Here is a 17,365-nt window from a genome sequence, read left to right as displayed (position 1 = left end):
TGTGAGCGGCAAGCTGGGGGCTTCGGATGCCCTTCATTGGCCCGTAGGGGGCGTCTGCCCGTTTTCGGCGTATCCAGCGCCGGCTTCTGTCTCCAGCGGCACGGGCCGTAACGCCGGTGAGTCACGGCTCTGCTCACGCCTGTGGGAGAGCGGCGTGGTGTTGCACGCCGGTGTTCCCCGCGCCGTCGGCGTCTGCGGTTAGAGCTCTATACTCCTTCCGCCTCTGATGACCTCTATCCTGGGGGTTCTGCCCTGGACCAGCGCTTCGCCTATCAACAGGCGGAGTTCGAAGACGTTGGCCACCTCGCGGCTGTCGACCTTGGTTAAGATGTCGCCTCGGGCGATGCCCATCTCTTCGGCGGGCGAGTTAGGCATGACGTCGACAACGAGGAGCCCTCTGTCTGTGGGGAGGCCGTATAGGGCTTTCAGAGCTTTGTTCAACGCGACGACGTATACCCCGAGCGCCGGCCTTACGTATCTCCCGTATCTCTTCACCATCTGGTACATGATTCTGACTAGGTCTATAGGCACCGCGAAGCCCAGGCCCTGGGCCCCGGCGATTACGGCCGAGCAGACCCCCACCGCCTCTCCGGAGAGGTTCACGAGCGGGCCGCCCGAGTTGCCGGGGTTGATCGCCGCGTCTGTCTGGACGAGGTACTCGAAAAACCTATCGCCAGCCCTCAAGCTCCTCCCCACGGCGCTTACGATGCCGAAGGTCGCAGTGGGCTTGTCAAGGAGGGCTAGGGGGAAGCCCACGGCGACTACCCCCTGCCCGACCCTCAGCCTCAGCGCGCTCCCAAGGGCCAGCGGGACGGCGTAGAGGTCGGAGTAGAGTATGGCTAGATCCTCGGCGGGATCCGCCGCCGCCACCACGGCGTCGGCCACCTCCCCCTCGGGGGTGATCAACGCCACCTCCCCCGCCTGCGCCACGACGTGGTATGCCGTGGCGTAGACCCCCCGGTCTATGGCGAAGGCGGAGCCGAAGCCCTCGCCAAAGGCCCCAAACCCCCTCGTCACAACGCCGACGACAGAACGCGCCACCTTTTCAACTAAATTACTCAAATCCATATACAAAGGTGCGCCACTATTTTTAACATATCTGTCGGCAAAAACGCAGTGACTTACAACTGTTCGCCCTTTAGGGCGGGGACGCGGTTTTTCTCCGTCTGCGTCTTCACCGCGGCGAGCTCCCGCCAGGGCCATCCGACGTATCACCGCGTCCTTAGGCCATTGTTGTCGGTAATAGTTGACTCGCGCCTAGGGACTTTCTCCTCGCCCGCACTGCCACGGACATCCAAGGCGTCTCCGGCGTGAGACCAGCAGGTATGGGGCCCTCTCGGGCGGCGCCCCCATGCCTGCTGGGAGACAGACTTTAAGCCCTTTGCAACCAGCCCCTTGTTTTCAACATTGGAATATTCCCACGCCAACGACAAAACCTCAATAGTGAAAAAGAAAGCAGGAAGACGGGCCTTTAGCTATAGAGACTCTTTGGCTCTTTTAGAAATCAGCTGCGGATTTTTGTAGTAAGAAATCCAACCCCCAGGAGTATATATGCGACAAAAAGTAGAACGATCCCGACGGCTACGACTGCAAATACAGACCCCCACCAGTAGAGCTTGTCCGCGGTCTTAAAAACCTCCTCCCCGGTTCCCTTGGCTAGAGTATCTAAAACACGCCTAAATCTATATGCAGAAGCCACTTGAAAAACCCAGCCAACCACCCAAGCGACAGCAGCCACGACAAGCGCAACGCCGTGGAGACCAGGCCCCCAGAGCAAGTGCGAGATGGAGAAGCCGGCGACGCTATATGCATATAGTATATGCCACAGACGCCACAATAACATATACCAACCAACTCAACGCGTCTCCCTTGGCGTCTCCCAGCCTCCCCAAAAACTCCAAAACCCCCACATAAATCAAAACGGCCCCCACCAAGGTGGCAACCCAGCTCGACACAACCCCCGCCCCAGCCAAGAAGGCCCCCACAGCCGCAAACACCCTAGCGAGATCCAAATCCATAAGGCCACAAAACTGTAAGTTAATATAGTAATCCGCCCTTCAAGGCCGAACCCCTCCCTGCACCCTCGAGACGCCTGTGATCCAGCAGAGATGCAACCCACTGAGTCTCGCCAACAAAAGGCTACAACAGGCAACCCCCTTCGTTATGTCATCTGACCCTCGCCCGCGAGCTTTTTCACCGCCGCCTTCAGCTCCTTTACTACGTCTACAAGCTCGTCGAGGCGGTGGAAGGCGTTTAGCGTATTCCGCTGCTCTTCCTCCAGCTCCTCCAGCCGCCTCAAGATGAGGTAGAGGGCTAGGAAGATAAGCTCTCTCTCGCCTACCGCCTTCCCCTTCTCCAACTTCCCCAAAGCCTCAGAGGCAAAAGCCGCAACAATAGACCTAACCTTTCTCAACTCATCCACAAGACCCGTAACAGACGGAGATATATATATTTTAGTAACCGCGCGCCGGTAGGCCTACAACAGCGGCGGGTGTGGGAGGAGGGCCAGGGTGTAGAGCCCTGCGGCTGTAAACACGGGGATGCCGACGGGGAGGGCCAGCCTCAGCCACTCCCTAAAGCCGATCTTTAGGGCGCCCGCCAGCACGATGTTGGGCACGTTGCCGGGCACCGTGAAGCCGCCTGCGATGATGAGCGACGTTAGGAAGCTCCGGAGCGCCTCTGGGGCCATCTCGGGGCCCACCAGAGCTGCGACGAGGGTGGCATTGTCTGCCACGGCGGAGACCGCGCCGAAGAGGTAGAGGGCCTCTCTGCCGAGTCCAGAGACGGCGGCGGCGAGCGGCTTGAAAAACTCGCCCAGTATGGTCAAGGCGAAGATGAAGACGTACACCCTAGCCGCCCTGGCGAAGACCTCCCTAAGCTCCGGCTCATACGGCTCTACCTCCGCCCCGGCGCCCCTCCGCCTCGCCAGCGCGAAGTAGGTGTACAGGGCGAAGAAGATCACCAAGATGAGGACCACGTCGAGGAGGACATCTACGAGGTAGAAAAAGCCTTGTCTCAGCTTAGCCACTGCGATGGCTGACAGTGGCTCGCCTAGCGGCAGTAGAGCCGCGCCGGCGCCGATGGCGTATGCGCCGGACACAGCCGCAACCGCCTTGTAGCTGTGCGGCGCCCTTGCAAACGCCAGAAGCTCCGCCAGCACCGCCGCCGCCACAACCGCAGACACCACGCTACTAGAGAGCCCCAGCGCCAGGACCAAAGCAGCCAGCACCCCAGGCCTAGCCAGAGCGCCGGCCCAAGCCGCTAGTCTCCGCCTCAAGAGGTAGAAGGCCAGCCCGGCCAGAAGAACAACCTGCGTGATGCCCACCGGCACGTAGCCGACCCCCGGCTGGTAGACAGCCACGGGGTGGAGAAGAGCCTCCTCAAGAAGGTGCAGGCTCCAGACCCCCCCAACAGACGCCGCCACGACGCCAACCCCCAAGAAAAACAGCTCGAGGTTATGCTCCACCCGCCTAGAGGCCAGCGGAAGAGCCACAAGCAAGACGAGAAACACCACCTGTAAAACCAGCTCCATACCCCACGCAAAAACAACAGCTTTTAAAAAATACAACCGAAAGCCTCGCCCCTCAGGGCGGGGGATGGGTTCTGCGAGTATATTTTTCATGGCAGAGCGGTGAAGAGGGCAGAGAAAGGCTTAGACAGCGGCGCCTTCCACAGGGCGAGACGGGTCAACCTACGTGTAAGATGGCCCCGGCGGGGGACACCCCGCCGCAATGCCCGCCCCGTCGCGGCCCATAACCCCGGCGAGGGGCAACGGCCGAGACCCCCACAGTGGAAACCCCGCCTAAGGGGAGGGGGTCTTACCCACAGACAAGCCCCTTGTATAACTGCCTCTCCCTGGAAGGGCTCGGGGCGCCCCAGCCGCGGCGGGCAGGATCAAGCCGCCCCAGAAAGCCCCCAGGAGGGCCGCCAGGCCTAGTATGATCAACACGGCGCCCCGCCTCCTCTCCTCGACCTCCTCGGCTTGTTGCCTCCTCTCCTCGGCCTGCGCCGTCTTTTCTGCTCCCATGTTAGCCCAGCGCTGTTATGTTGTATATTTTGAGGGTGTTTGTGGTTTTGTACCCTATGTACTGCGGCGCCGCGGTGTAGGGGCAGCCGTATCTAGCTAGGATGTTTCCGTACTGGTCTCTCACGATTATGTCGCCTAGCCCCGAGAGAGGCCTAAGCTCAACCCACGCAGCCGACGGCAGAGAGCCGAGCGAGACGGCGGAGGAGCCGCATAGGGCTGAGAAGCCGCTACCGCTTATGGAGACGCCGAAAATCGGCGTGAGAGAGGAGTCAAAAACCGCGTAGGCCCCAACCCCCGTGAAGTTAGACACGTAGGTAAGCCCACCGGCGACGAGCCCCCTATACACAGCAACGCTCCCAGAGGCCAGGAGGTAGTTATACGACTGCCAGGCGTAGGCGCCCAAGACGCTCCAGCCGGCGGGGAGAGGACACGCGCTGTATTGAAGCTGCAGGTTATCCCAGTACACCCAGACGTCGCCGCTGTATCCTTCGCCGTAGTAGCTGCCGTCTGTGGCGGCTAGGGCTATGGCCACCACCGCGCCTTGGTCGTTTAGGGTGTAGCTCCAGGTGTAGCTGTTGCCGCTTGTCATAGCGCCGAGGTTTACGACGACGAAGCGGGGGTCTGTGGCGGCGCAGGCGCCGGTGGTGTCTACTGTACATACGTAGACTGGGTTTCCGGCTGCGTCTTTGAAGAAGGCCGACACTATGGCGCCGGGGCCTCCTCCCGTGTCGCTTCTGTAGAGGATGTACTCCTTATCCACCTGGCCATCTCCGTTGGCGTCGACGCCGACGGAGACATACGCCACGTTGTTAGAGAGGTCGTTGGCGTCCTTCTGGTAGAGCCCCCAGACGGAGACGGTGGTGCCGAGGGCTGGGACGGGCTGAGCCAGCTTGTAGACCGCGATGGCGGCTCCCCAATCCGTCTGGGGGTTGCCGGAGGCGCCGTAGGCATCCACCTCAGTAGCTAGAGAAGGCGCTGGGTTGCCGGTGTTGGGGTCGATGTATACCTGGGTGTAGCTATAGCCTCTGGTGTACACGGCGATGTTGTTTGGCAATACACAGAGTTTTATGTTGTCCCAGTACACCTTTGTGTTGCCGTTTGGAGAATACGTGGCGACTGCGAATCCGACTATTTTGCCGCTGGAGTACACCTGTGGAATTGTGAGAGTAAGCCAGGTGGTTTGTGTATTCTGGAAGTTGGTCAGTAATATAGATGTGGTGGGTATGGCGTAGCCGTAGAAGTTGTAAGCCAGCGCAGCCGGCGTCCTCCCGTTTACGGAGTAGTAGTATATAACCTCCTGGTCTGGCCTACCGTCTCCATTTACGTCGATGAAGAAGTTCACCTGTAGATAGTCTGTGCCAGACAGCGCAGCTTGGAGGTAGTACTGTATTGAAAAGCTACTCCCAGCCGAGACCGGGCCTACCCACTGCGTCACGTTTATAAACCCAGCGCCCCAGCCGTTGTTACCCTCTGTATATAACGACGGCACTGGATTCCCAACCCTATCGCTTATGTAAGCCGCTGAAAGGCGATTACTCGCCTTTAGAATTAGCCACGGCGGCGTCGTATCAAACCCAAAAAAACTACAGTAACCTCCAAAACCCTCAACATACGTCGTAGTGCCGCATGAGAAGGTCTGGCTGTAGAGCTTAGACATAGGCGTGGCTGTGAGGTTGAGAAGGGGGTAGCTACACAACGCCGCCACAGACGCGTTTGCAGTAACCCAATACGGCCCGGAGGCCTTCGTCACCCACCGCAGAGGGGCGGGCAGAGAGACGGGGTTGTTGAAACTGAGACTTTCATTGAACTGCAGGAGGCCGCCGAGGTACACCGAGTACTGTGCGGAGCCATACGAGGCGGCTTTTACAAGAGAGACCTGCTGGGGGGCAGTTGTGGGGGCCAGCGTGGCAACTGTGTAATCCTCTGGCCAACCTGGGTATATCTTCATCGACAGTGTCGTGACGTTATAGTTGCCTACCAGCCTCCAGCTGGCGGAGAGAAGCGGGGCTAGAGAGGTGTCTAGATATACGCGGGTGGCTGGACACACGGGCGGCGGGGGCGCGGCGGCGGGCGTCCACAGGAGGGAAACCAACCCCCTCCGGTAGACGAACTGAGCCACGCCGTACCCGGGGGTACCCGCCGCGGCTCCGCTCCCCCACACCACCCTCACCACAACCCAGTTGGGGGCCGCGGCGTAGCTCGCCACGCCGACCACGCCGCTGTATAACGTCTGGCTATAGCCCCCGCCGGTGTATACAGCGTCGATTTTCACCCCGACGTTTGTAACGTTGAACTTACCCAAGACTGTGCAGGCGACCGTGTCGGCATACACGGCGCGGGTATCCCCAGGCTGAAGCACGATGTTGTTTAATGAACCATTGGTGGGACTGCAACTGAGGAGGCTATTGTTGTATACGAGGCTGTAGGTGGCGTTGAATGGGGTGAAGCCAGTGTTTGGGTTTGTGAATCGGAGGTATAGGTCGAAGCGTATAGTCTGGTTTATGGAGTTGACGTAGGCCACTGTGATGTTGCTCTCGGCCCACGCCAGGATCCTCCCCACGGCCACCGGCACCTCGACGACAGAGCCCGAACTAGACACCACCCTATAGCGGAAGAGCCCCCCGGAGTTTGGACAGGGCACCACGGCGTATCCAGGGCTTTGCCACTGCGGCGTCCCGTTTAAAATTGGCGTGCTTCCGCTGAGGAGTACGTAGTAGACCGCCCCCTCTGGCATATAGCCAACTAGGCAGCGGCCCCCGCCCGCCGTGAAGTTGCCGCGGGTTGGCTGCGCTGTGTAGGCCGTGGCTACAGGCTGTGACGACGTGTAGAGGGTCAGGTTTTTGTACCGCGCCGAGATGTTTGCCACAACAGACGCCGGCCGGCCGCCTAGCACAAAGTCGTAGCTGGCGGCGCAGACTGCGGCGCCCAGCTGTACGGTCTTTGAGCCGCCGGGCGGCACCACCACCGGCTGGTTGTAGGCGGGGGGCCCGCTACAGTTAATCTGAGGCGCTCCTAGAGACGCCGTGATGTTTGTAACTACGGCGTAGCCGCCCGTCGGGTTGTATATAGTCACGTTTAAAGCCAGCGCGAAGGTCCTCCTGTAGTCGTTTAACACCACTACGCTGGCGTTAGACGCCGCAGAGAGCCAAACGCCGCCTATAGACACGACGGCGGTAGATACACCCCCGTCTCTCCTAACGGCTCTGTATAGATATAGGCCAGGCCTCCCCGGGGGACACGGCGGGGGAGAGGTGCCGTTGTACAACAAGCCGCCTCCCGAGTCTGTCACCACGTAGTAGAGGTAGGGCCCGCCGCCCACTCCGCAAGCGCCTCCCGACATGGAGATGTTCGCCGCGGTGTCGTATGTGATAGAGGAGTAGATAGCCGCCACCCCCTTCTGAGTAGCCTCCCGAAGCAAGCCGTAGAAGTAGAATATGGAAAACATCACCACTGTAAACGCGGCTAGAAACACTACGAAGGAGGCTACGGTAGAGAGACCCCTCATGGCCTCCCCTCCACAACCTCTCCCCTAGGCCCCGTCAGACGGTAGATAAAGCCGGGGCCGTATCTAAGCGTTGTGTTTATCCTGGCCACAGCCCCCGGGGGGACTGTATAGTTTATATTCGACGGCGGATAAACCACGCCGCCGTATATAGCGTAGGCCTTGTCAAAGACACAGAGGCCGCCCCCCACGTTGTAGACATAGACGACGGCCACGCCGCCGTCGTTAGCCACAGCCACAGCCCGCGCCACACACAACGGCTTGGCCGCCTCGACAGCCATGCCAGACTGCGACGGCGAATAGACCACGTTGAAGAAGACAGACACGACAAAGACAGACAGTACAAGAGACACCACAAGAAGAAGCACAGACACCACAACCTCAGAAACACCACGCATAGACCTTACACCACAGTAAAAGAAAAACTTTACTACGATCAAAACCCCGTGGGGACGACGATAACGCCGGAGGTGGCGCCGGCGGCTGTGTGGAACCCCTTCCCCATCAGGTACACATTCGCCGGATGGGCAATCAACGGCGTTGTGACCAAGAGCATAGCTGTGACAGGGCCCGTAGAGGCCGAAGCGGTTTGGACGCTAGATCCGACGCCTGCGGTAGCGCTTGCCGTCGGAGCTGTGGTTGCCGGCGTCGCCGTGGCGTATACAATACGCCGGGCGAAAAGAACGCGTTAATATGCTACACTGGTAGTACGGAACCCCCACCACAGAATATAAATAGTGGCACGTTTCTTATACCCATGAACAAGGTGAAAGGTCTAGAACCGATCGTCGCCGTCGTGTTGCTGATAGTGGTGGCGGTGATAGGCGCCGTGTTGGTATACCTCTGGTTTGCCGGCTACGTCACAAAAGCCACAAGCCAGGCCGAGCAGATGGCCACCTCAGAAAAACTAAAAATCGAAGCCGCTACACTACTCACGAATGGTACGGCAACACTCTACGTCCGTAACCTCGGCGGAGATAAAGCCACAATAGTCACTGCATACATAATGAAGCCAGGCACCCTAACCCCGATATGTACAGCTAGCCTAAGTACTACTATAGACCCGGGCACATTAACACAAGTTAAAGCTACATGTACTGCCACACTTACGGCAGGCAGTGACTACGTCATCAAGATAGTGACGTCGAAGGGCACCGAGTTCGCGGTTACGGTTACCGCGAGTTAGGCTTATATAAAGGCCGCCTTCTTTTTTACATGTCCGACTTTTTAGTTTTTGTCTTGGTTGGGTTGGTTCTGGCGGGGGTTGGGTTTGGCGGGTGGCGCAGGGCTGTGTACGTCTACAGGCTGGAGGGGCAGATCCCCCAAGTCCTGCGCGTGCTTTCTGACGCCGTGTCGGCGGGGCTGAGCCTGAGGGGGGCTGTGGAGTCTGCGGCGGCTCTGGCGCTTAGGCCTATGGCCGACGTGCTTAGGCGCGTCCTAACTCTGTCTGAAGTGGGCGGGCTTACGGTGGAGGAGGCTCTGTGGCGGGTGGCGGGGGAGGTCCCGTCCCCCAACTTTAGGAGGTTTGCCCTTATTGTGACTGAGGCGGCGCGTAGCGGCGCCAGGCTTCCCGAGGTGTTAGACGTGTCCGCTAGGAGCTTCGCCACGGTGGTGGAGTTCCGCCAGAGCGTCGCCTCACAGCTCAGGCCGTACGTGGCGCTGTATTACGCAATAGTCGTCGTGTTGGCCGTGTTGACAGACGTGTTGATCTACATGCTTCTGCCTCAGCTGGCCCAGATGATGGCAGCGGCCCCGGCCCAGGGCGGAATCAAGGCGGCTGTCTTAGACAAGTCTGCCGTCCTCCGGGCGTTGTATTTATCTGGGTTTGCGGGAGTCCTCGTGGGTGGGCTGGTGGTGGGGAGGGTTGTCTACAACAGCGCGAGGGCTGGCCTCCTCCACGCGGGGGTTGGGGCTGTGGTTCTGGCGGTGGGGCTATGGGCGCCGGCGTGGATGGGCTACTAGAGATTTTGGACGAGTACGAGATCTCCGAGCTGGTCCACGCCATTGTGTACGTGGATCGAGACGGCTTTAGGCGGTATAGGGCTGTGGAGCCGCCGTTGTCTAAGGAGGAGGCCGATACGCTTCAGAGGCTGAAGCGGGCTGTGCAAAACGTGGGCGAGGTTAGAGACGGCGTGTTGAAGCTGGCGCGGGAGAGGCGGGTGGAGTATCTAGAGGAGTTGGTTAGGCGGGCGGCCGCCGAGTTTAAGATAAAGGTAGACGAGAGGGCTTGGGGCAAGCTTCTGTACTACCTGCGGCGGGATCTCCTGGGCTACGGGGTGTTGGACCCCCTCATGAGGGACCCCTACATCGAGGACGTCCACGTCGACGGGCCCGGTGCTGTGTACATCTGGCACAGCAGGTGGGAGTCTCTGAAGACAGACATAGTCCTCACGGCGGAGGAGTTGGACAGCTATGTGCAGAAGTTCTCCGCCCTGGTGGGCAAGTCGGTCTCCTACGCCGACCCCATACTCGAGGGGATGCTCCCCGAGGGTTACAGACTTGAGCTGGCGACGCCGCCTGTATCGCCGCGGGGCCCCTCCTTCGTCATAAGGAAGTACTTCGTCTCGCCGATAACTCTGGTGGACATGGTGAAGACGGGCACAATCTCCGCCGACGCCGTGGCCTACCTATGGCTTATGCTCGACTACGGGAGGAACATAGTGATCGTGGGGCCCACCGGCGCCGGGAAGACGACGCTGTTGAACGCCCTCCTATACCTCATTAGGCCCGACGCCAAGATCCTCACTATCGAAGACACCAGGGAGATAAACATAGTTCACGAGCATTGGCAAGCCCTCCTCACGAGGCCCTCCAGGTGGGAGGGCGTGAGAGACGTCTCGGCCTTCGACCTACTAGCGGTCGCCATGAGGTCGCGGCCGGACTACGTGGTCGTCGGCGAGATCCGCGGCGAGGAGGCCTACGTCCTCTTCCAAGCCTTCGGCTCAGGCCACGCGGGGGCCACCACTATGCACGCCGAGACTATCGAAGACGCAGTGCGGCGCCTCCTCACTAGGCCGATGCACGTCCCCCCCATGTTGATAGGCCTCGCCCACGTGTTTGTCCGCATCATGAGGGTTAAGGTAGGCGGCCAGATTGTCAGAAGAGTGGTGGAGATCGCCGAAAACATGGGCGTGGCGAGGGGCGGGAGGCCCCGGCTACACTACGTCTTCCGGTGGAACCCGGAGAGAGACCTCCTGGAGCAGGTGGAGGAGAGTAGACACCTAGAGTCTATATCGAGGACGCGCTTCGTCCCCCTGGAGAAGCTGAGGGAGGAATACAGCAGGAGGAAGGAGCTCATCGCCCTCATGGTGGAGAAAGGCTACTCGACGCCCTACGTTGTGGCGAAGATCTTCACCCAGTACCACCTAAACCCCCAGAAGGCGCTAGAGGCGGTGAGAGCCGGCTCGATATGAGGGGCCTCCTCTACGAGCTCTATAGACAGAGCGGCCTCGCCTTCTCCTACCGCCGCTACCTAGCCACGCTGACAGCCGCTCCCGCCGGCGCCGCAGCCGCGGCCGGGGCCGCCGGCCTGCTCCTCCTGGGGCCAGCCGCGGGGGCCGCCTTCGCGGCGATAGCCGGCCTCCTCGCCTTCGCCGGCCTCCTCCTATACCCGGTACACCTCGTGTCTGCGAGACGTAGCCACTTCGAGAACAACTTCGTATACACCCTCTCGGTCCTCCTCCCGCTTCTCGCGGCGGGGGTGCCCCTGGGGAGGGCGGTGACGAGGCTGGCCGAGGTGGAGGACGATAGATACATAGCTAGAGAGCTCGCCCTGGCGGCGAGGGAGATGGTCGTCATGGGGTCAAGCCCCGAGGAGGCCCTGAGAAACAGCGCGGCGAGAGTCCCAAGCCCCACCTATAGAGAAACCGTGGAGGTCTTGACCAAGGCTGCTAGGATAACCCAGAGAGTCGACTTAGTGCTCCTAGCCAGGCTGGACTGGATGTTGAGGGCTAAACAAGTCAGAGCCCAGTCGCTGGTTAGGTCACTCTCCCTAATGTTCGAAGTCTTCGTCGTAGCCGTCATGCTCCTCCCCATAATGGTCTACATAGTGGCGCTTTCCTTCAGCCCACTCGGTGCACTGCAGGTGGGCGGCCTCGCCCTAGACCCCCTAACCCTTATGGTGCTCATAGGGCTGGTGTACACGCCCGTAATGGGCGTGGTCTTCTACCTAATATTCGATTCCATAACTAAGATATAGTGCAGAAAGGAGGCTATATCAAAAAATATTTTAGGAATGTGTTATAATCAGCTTTATGATGCTTAGGGGAGTCACGCTTATCTATGGGCCGCCTGGCGCTGGAAAGACTACCTTTGCCGCATGGTATACCTATAACAATTATGATAAAATTTTTTGGGTCTCTGCCTTTGAAGATGAGAGAACCTTTAGGAGGAATATGGCGGCTTTGGGCTACAACTTCGGCGAGAAGCTCGTCTACTGGGAGGCGGTGTTGGCCGGCGCGGAGGCGTTTTTCAACACCCTGTTAGACGCAGTAGTTCGCGAAAAGCCGCAGGCCCTGGTAATAGACTCCGTGACGGAGTTTCTCGCCATGGGAGGGGGGTTGGACATCCTCCACAATGTTATTTACAGAGCTATAAAACAGGGAGGGGTCGACGTCTTTCTGACGGCGGAGAGGGAGGTTGCGCCAAAGGTGGCTTATGTGGCGGACAACGTCATTGAGCTGGCCTACGAGGTCTACCCCTACGGCGCCGTGAGAGAGGCCGTCGTGAGGAAGATACGCGGGGGGAAGGCGGGTTACACGTTACCCTTTGTAATTAGAGAAGGCACTGGCATACTCTTTGTAACGCCGACAGAGGCAGCAGAGGCGCGTGTAATGCGGATAGAGACTGGGACGTGTCTCGACGTAGCTGTCGGCGGGCTTTACAAGGGGCTGTTACATGTCCTTGTGGGACCGCCTGGGGCTGGAAAAACTTGGCTTATGTTGAAGGCTGTTAAATCTCTACGAGAGCGGGGTGTAAAAGCAGAGTATATAAGCGTAACTGGGGGCGGCTTCGTGTATGTTCAACAATTTGGTGTAGAATCCATAGACGTAAATCTAGACTTAGGCGAGTTATACGCTGCGTTAGCTACAGTTAAGGCAGACGTCGTTTTTATCAGAGGCTTAGAAGCTCTTTTTAGATTATATGGCGAACAACTACTGTACTCCACCCTACAGACGTTACTGAGGGTAGCCAGGTCGGGCCCCGCCGTAGTTATATCACTTAGAGATTTACACGATCTCGACGTGCTTTTCGACGTGATTGTAAACGTAGAGAATAGGACAGTCACAGGCGTGAGGGCGCCGGGCGGGAAGATAGGGGAGAAGGTCAAGTGTTGATATGTGTCTGACGAGAGACCTCCTAGCCCGCTTCTACGGCTCTCTTGACATGTCGCTTCGTACTTTGACGCATTACCGTGTCTTGGCGGCGTTTGGCAAGCCTCTGGACTACTTCCTCCTGGAGGAGCCCTGGCGCGTCTACGAAGTGTTGGAAAAGGCGCTTGGCAGACACAACGCCGAGTTGATAATCAACATCTTGAGAAGCTGGCTCGAGAGAAATGGATGCAGGCTAACCCACGAACAGCTGGTGAAATATTTAACCACGAGAGAGATGTGGGGGGGGGGGGGGCTAGGTAGGCTGCTGCTTGCTGCTTATTTCTACTATCTTCCCGTCTCTCATCTTGGCATAGGCGTCGCAGTAGGGCAGTAGCTCTAAGTTGTGGGTGACCATCACTATTGTTATGCCGAGGGTTTTCTTCAGCTCTAGGAAGGTGTCCATCACCACCTTTGCGGTGGCGCTGTCTAGGTTGCCAGTGGGCTCGTCTGCCAGGAGTATCCTCGGCCTCGCCACTATTGCCCTCGCGATGGCCACGCGCTGTTGTTCTCCGCCGGATAACTGGGTGGGCCTCTTCCTGGGGTCTATGTGGCCGAGCCCCACAAGTCTCAACGCCTCTAGGGCGGCTCTCCTCCTCTCCTCTCTCGGCACTCTCCTGAGGATCAGCGGTAGCTCCACGTTTTCTAGGATAGACATACGGGGGATGAGGTAGAACATCTGGAAGACGAAGCCGACGTTTCTGTTCCTGAACTCGGCAAGCTCGTCATCGCCTAGGTCATTTAGCCTCACCCCGGCCACCGTCACCTCGCCGCTTGTGGGCTTGTCCACGCCCCCTATGATGTGGAGAAGCGTCGACTTGCCAGAGCCTGAGGGGCCGATGATGCATTGGAAGGCGCCTTTCGGCACCTCCAGAGTGACTCCTCTAAGCGCCGGGTAGTCGCCGTAGTACTTAACGACGTCTTTCACAACGATCTCCACGGCCGTGCCTATGAACGCGCTATAAATAGTTTACGCACTTAAAGGTGTTGTACGAGAGAGTCTCTTTCTCGACGGGCGCTCCCCTTTGCTTCACCGGCCTTTCCCGGGGGTTCGGCGCGCGCCCGCAGATACGCCTTTTGGGCATTCGTCGGGCAGTCTACAACGCTTTGAAATCTTGCCGTCTTTAACCAAAGCAAATGTAATGCCGCGGTCTAGACGGTTGATGTCACTCGCCCTTGGCTCTATCGGCTTGTCTCCACGGCGGTAGTATAAAAGTCAACAGCTGAAGCTAGCGATTTACTCTCTGTCGTTTGATACATGACGACGTTTGACGACTGTGTGTACAAGGGGGACCGACTGCGGGAGCTTCACGGCGCCCCCCGCGGGGCCCTCTGCCGCCGTATTTTATATAGTGGGTCATTATATAAATTTATGGGCCGTGTTTTGACGGTCTTTGCACATGGTGATGCCGACGGCGTTTGTTCAGCGGCTGTTGTTGTGGCGGCACTGGCGGGGGAGTACGACGAGGTTGAGGTCTATTTTACACATCCAGTGGACCTGCTGGAGGACTTTAGGGAGTTCGCCCGGGGCGACGTCTACATAGTGGACGTGGCGATAGACGAGAAGGCGGCGGAGGAGGCTGGGCGGGTTTTCGCCGGGTACGGGGGGAGGGTGGTCTACGTCGACCACCACCCCCTTTCCGCCGACTTGCCTCGTGTGGAGGTTGTGCACGAGGTGGGCTCCTCGGCCTCCGAGCTGGCGTATAGACTCCTCGGCGGGAGGCTCCCCAAGTCCTACAGTAGAGTTGCCCTCTACGGCGCCATCAGCGACTATATGGATCACACGCCGTGGGTTAGGGAGGCGCTGGAGGCTTGGGACCGCCGGATTATATACTTCGAGGCGGGGGTTCTGATGCAAGGCTTGGAGAGGGCTAGGAGGGACCACGACTTCAAGAGGGAGGTGGTTAGGCATCTGGCGAAGAACCTCCCGCCGTCTGCGATGGCTAGGCTTATGAAGATGGCTGAGGAGCAGGCGAGGGTCAACGAGGAGCTCGTCTGGTGGGTGGAGAAGAACGTCTCGCTCCGCGGCTCAGTCGCGTTGGTGGTCAACCCGCCGGGGCCGCTTGGCTTAGCCGCCAACTTGGCCAGGGGGCTGACGGGGGCTGAGGTAGGGGTGGCGGCTGAGGCTAGAGGCGACATGTATATTGTGAGCCTCCGCTCCAGGGGGCTTGACCTAAACGCCTTTCTGAGGGATTTCGCCAGGAGATACGGCGTTTCGGGCGGGGGCCATCCAAATGCGGCCGGGGCGAGGATTCCAAGAGACCTCCTCCCCGTCCTCGTGGAGGAGCTCAGCCGCCTACGTAGATGACGCCGGAGGCGTGGGGCGCCTTGGCGGCCTTTATCTGTCTGGGCTCCGTCAGCCACGCCACCACGTTGCTAAAGAACCTGCGGTTGTCGCCCAGGGTTATGAAGTAGGGCGTGAAGGATCTGACCGACCCCACGAAGAGGAAGTTGCCGGCCTGCGCAGCCACGGTGTAGTTCCCCTCTCCGTAGCCGAAGACGTAGCCCCTCACCGTCAGCCTATGGGGGGCGTTGGTCGCCACCGCCGAGGGGCTGAAGAGGACCAGCCTCCTCACGCCGCTCAAAAGGGTCCAGTTTCCGCTGGGCTCCACATAGACGAACTGCCAGTTCTGGAGGTAGGTCCTGCCCCCTGCTGTGAAGTTGTAGACTGCCCTTAGGCCGGACATGTTGAAGTACATAGGAAGGGGGTCGAAGACGGCGTAGGCGGAGTAGGGCGCCACGTAGGCCGCCCCTCCTGAAATAACGACGGCGCTTGCCCTCATGTCGTAGAAGTAGGCCGTCCTCACCCCCCTGGCCGTCGCGTTTAACACAGCCGCCAGGGCGTCTCTTGAAAACGGCGCAGTTGGGTTAACCACGACCAGCCCCGTGGCGTTGGCCAGGAGAGAGGTCAGTTGGTTCTCGCTCGCCGCCGCCACCAGCGCGAAGCCCCGGACGGCCAGCTCGGCCCTAAGCACTTCGATAAAGCCCCTTGGCACCATGTTGCCGTGGGACATGTCCAACACCACGTAGGGCTTCCCCAGCGGAGACGTGGGGAGAGTAACGTTTCTGGGGACGCCGGCTCTTACGTCGATCTGAAGCACGCCGGGGTAGATATAGAATATGGGGATGGGAGAGGCGTTGAGGAGCTGGGACAGAGGCACTCTCCAGGCCGAGGCGGCCGCCGCCGTCATGTTCATCAAATCGCCTAGGTAGACCAGGGAGTAGTTCCTAAGGCCCAGCTCCTCTGCCATATCTCTCGCGGCGTCGAGGACCCCTCCTATTTTATCCACGAGGCCTAGCTTCAATGCCTCCTCCGCCGTGAAGAGGCCTGCGGTTTCTAAAACCGCCGGGTCCGCCTTGATTCTTCCCGCCCTCCCCCTCAACACAGCCTCTACAAAGTTTTGTCTGATTTTCTCTACGTCGTCGTAATAGCCGTGGAGATCTTCGCCGTAGTACTTCAACGGCCCTGTGGTGTATATATAGTCAGCTGCGTCGTATAGGTATAGGTCAGGCCAGATGACGGCCACAACGCCGATGCTACCCACCCAGCTGGAGGGCGCCGCGTATATCCTCTCGGCCGCCACGGCGGTGTAGTAGGCGCCGGAGGCGCCGAGGCCGACAATCACGGCGTATTTCGTCTTGTTTAAACCGAGGAGAGTAGTGTAGAGTGTCTCTGTCCCAGAGACTGTGCCGCCTGGCGAGTTTATCACAAGCACTATGCCTGCCACGTCGTCTCTTTGTGAAAGTTCTGTAAGCGCCTTTACTAACTTATCTGTCTCGGGGCCGCCGATGACAAAATCCACAGAGACGAGGACTATTTTTGGCTTAACAGGCTGGGGGGCCGCCGGCTTTGGCTGACATATATAAAACACGGCGAAAAGGGCCGCCACGCCAATGGCAAGAGCTAGTGCAATTCCAACGGCAAGAGCTTTCTCAGCCATGGAAAAGAGGTGTGGGGGGTATATATCTTCTATCGCGCTAATGTCCTTAGTATTTGAACGAAAATGTGACAGTGAATGTCGGCGACAAGATCTACATCCTTGAGACAAATATTAAGAGACATAACGGTTGGATACCACAGCTACAGGGAGATCTTGCAATCTACCAAGGGCCCGTGGCACGCAAGCTGCACCGTCAAGAGGAGCGAACCGGGCAAAAGAACGACGTGAGGAGGAAAGTGACAAATCTCGTCGTAAGGGAGACAGAGAGGCTAAGCGCTGCCACCGCGGCCAAAAATTTGCCAAAGGAGACGTCGAAGGACATGATATCAGAGATAGCAATCCTAAGCCAAGGGACGGGATCTATAGGGCGGGCTTTAGAATTAGAGAGATCGTATAGAAGGCGAGGGAGGGGAAGTGATAAAAGTAAATCCGAGGAGGACCTCCTCTCTAAACGTCGAAAAACGTGCAGCCGCGTGCTGTCCGGCACCACGCCTGAGGTACCGTGGATGCCGATGATGGCATGGGC

General features: G+C 58.9%; 18 protein-coding genes. 8 read left to right on the top strand and 10 right to left on the bottom strand.

The window, feature by feature from the left end:
• Positions 1 to 198 precede the first annotated feature (198 nt).
• The 8 genes from PISL_RS07245 to PISL_RS07215 all read right to left on the bottom strand — a co-directional run bounded on the left by PISL_RS07245 (position 199) and on the right by PISL_RS07215 (position 7,927).
• Positions 199 to 1,068 carry a S1C family serine protease gene (locus tag PISL_RS07245; RefSeq protein ID WP_053240418.1) on the bottom strand — a complete coding sequence of 290 codons (870 nt, stop codon included), beginning with the start codon at positions 1,066 to 1,068 and terminating at the stop codon, positions 199 to 201.
• 436 nt (positions 1,069 to 1,504) lie between these two features.
• Positions 1,505 to 1,843 (bottom strand): DUF996 domain-containing protein, encoded by a 339-nt coding sequence (locus PISL_RS07240; RefSeq protein WP_245218348.1) that lies wholly within the window; start codon positions 1,841 to 1,843, stop codon positions 1,505 to 1,507.
• Positions 1,803 to 2,018: a hypothetical protein gene (locus PISL_RS11325; RefSeq protein WP_245218347.1), complete on the bottom strand. Its 216-nt coding sequence runs from the start codon at positions 2,016 to 2,018 to the stop codon at positions 1,803 to 1,805. The genes PISL_RS07240 and PISL_RS11325 overlap by 41 nt, the downstream gene beginning before the upstream one ends.
• 143 nt (positions 2,019 to 2,161) lie before the next feature.
• Positions 2,162 to 2,422 carry a hypothetical protein gene (locus PISL_RS07235; RefSeq protein ID WP_011763144.1) on the bottom strand — a complete coding sequence of 87 codons (261 nt, stop codon included), beginning with the start codon at positions 2,420 to 2,422 and terminating at the stop codon, positions 2,162 to 2,164.
• Between the two features lie 54 nt (positions 2,423 to 2,476).
• The gene (locus PISL_RS07230; protein WP_053240417.1) at positions 2,477 to 3,532 is read right to left on the bottom strand and encodes a DUF1646 family protein; all 1,056 of its coding nucleotides are present in this window, start codon (positions 3,530 to 3,532) and stop codon (positions 2,477 to 2,479) included.
• 270 nt (positions 3,533 to 3,802) lie between these two features.
• Positions 3,803 to 4,027: a hypothetical protein gene (locus PISL_RS07225; RefSeq protein WP_053240416.1), complete on the bottom strand. Its 225-nt coding sequence runs from the start codon at positions 4,025 to 4,027 to the stop codon at positions 3,803 to 3,805.
• Between the two features lies 1 nt (position 4,028).
• Positions 4,029 to 7,532 (bottom strand): hypothetical protein, encoded by a 3,504-nt coding sequence (locus PISL_RS07220; protein ID WP_011763141.1) that lies wholly within the window; start codon positions 7,530 to 7,532, stop codon positions 4,029 to 4,031.
• Positions 7,529 to 7,927 carry a hypothetical protein gene (locus tag PISL_RS07215; RefSeq protein WP_011763140.1) on the bottom strand — a complete coding sequence of 133 codons (399 nt, stop codon included), beginning with the start codon at positions 7,925 to 7,927 and terminating at the stop codon, positions 7,529 to 7,531. Before PISL_RS07215 ends, PISL_RS07220 begins: the two co-directional genes overlap by 4 nt.
• Positions 7,928 to 7,975: 48 nt before the next feature.
• Between PISL_RS07215 and PISL_RS07210 the strand changes: the two genes are divergently transcribed.
• The 7 genes from PISL_RS07210 to PISL_RS10940 all read left to right on the top strand — a co-directional run bounded on the left by PISL_RS07210 (position 7,976) and on the right by PISL_RS10940 (position 13,235).
• The gene (locus tag PISL_RS07210) at positions 7,976 to 8,221 is read left to right on the top strand and encodes a hypothetical protein (protein WP_053240414.1); all 246 of its coding nucleotides are present in this window, start codon (positions 7,976 to 7,978) and stop codon (positions 8,219 to 8,221) included.
• Between the two features lie 65 nt (positions 8,222 to 8,286).
• Entirely contained in the window at positions 8,287 to 8,715 is a 429-nt protein-coding gene (locus PISL_RS07205; RefSeq protein WP_011763139.1) for an archaellin/type IV pilin N-terminal domain-containing protein, read from the top strand.
• Between the two features lie 29 nt (positions 8,716 to 8,744).
• Positions 8,745 to 9,491, top strand: coding sequence for a type II secretion system F family protein (locus PISL_RS07200; protein WP_011763138.1), 747 nt, complete (start codon positions 8,745 to 8,747; stop codon positions 9,489 to 9,491).
• Positions 9,464 to 10,942, top strand: a complete 1,479-nt coding sequence (locus PISL_RS07195; RefSeq protein WP_011763137.1) for a type II/IV secretion system ATPase subunit — start codon at positions 9,464 to 9,466, stop codon at positions 10,940 to 10,942. The genes PISL_RS07200 and PISL_RS07195 overlap by 28 nt, the downstream gene beginning before the upstream one ends.
• Positions 10,939 to 11,727 carry a type II secretion system F family protein gene (locus PISL_RS07190; protein ID WP_011763136.1) on the top strand — a complete coding sequence of 263 codons (789 nt, stop codon included), beginning with the start codon at positions 10,939 to 10,941 and terminating at the stop codon, positions 11,725 to 11,727. The genes PISL_RS07195 and PISL_RS07190 overlap by 4 nt, the downstream gene beginning before the upstream one ends.
• A gap of 55 nt (positions 11,728 to 11,782) precedes the next feature.
• Entirely contained in the window at positions 11,783 to 12,865 is a 1,083-nt protein-coding gene (locus tag PISL_RS07185; protein WP_011763135.1) for an ATPase domain-containing protein, read from the top strand.
• A gap of 1 nt (position 12,866) precedes the next feature.
• Positions 12,867 to 13,235: a hypothetical protein gene (locus PISL_RS10940; RefSeq protein WP_425331202.1), complete on the top strand. Its 369-nt coding sequence runs from the start codon at positions 12,867 to 12,869 to the stop codon at positions 13,233 to 13,235.
• Here the strand turns inward: PISL_RS10940 and PISL_RS07180 are convergent.
• Positions 13,155 to 13,838 (bottom strand): ABC transporter ATP-binding protein, encoded by a 684-nt coding sequence (locus PISL_RS07180; protein WP_053240413.1) that lies wholly within the window; start codon positions 13,836 to 13,838, stop codon positions 13,155 to 13,157. The genes PISL_RS10940 and PISL_RS07180 overlap by 81 nt on opposite strands.
• A 432-nt stretch (positions 13,839 to 14,270) precedes the next feature.
• Between PISL_RS07180 and PISL_RS07175 the strand changes: the two genes are divergently transcribed.
• Positions 14,271 to 15,206, top strand: coding sequence for a DHHA1 domain-containing protein (locus tag PISL_RS07175; protein WP_011763133.1), 936 nt, complete (start codon positions 14,271 to 14,273; stop codon positions 15,204 to 15,206).
• On the opposite strand, the gene PISL_RS07170 is transcribed toward PISL_RS07175, so the two are convergent.
• Complete coding sequence (locus tag PISL_RS07170; RefSeq protein WP_011763132.1) at positions 15,187 to 16,839, bottom strand: S49 family peptidase; 1,653 nt, start codon at positions 16,837 to 16,839, stop codon at positions 15,187 to 15,189. The two genes, PISL_RS07175 and PISL_RS07170, sit on opposite strands and share 20 nt — an antisense overlap.
• Positions 16,840 to 17,365: the final 526 nt, after the last annotated feature.

Origin of the sequence: Pyrobaculum islandicum DSM 4184 (assembly GCF_000015205.1) — an archaeon.
Lineage (GTDB): Archaea > Thermoproteota > Thermoprotei > Thermoproteales > Thermoproteaceae > Pyrobaculum > Pyrobaculum islandicum.
This window is presented reverse-complemented; position numbering and strand designations above follow the sequence as displayed.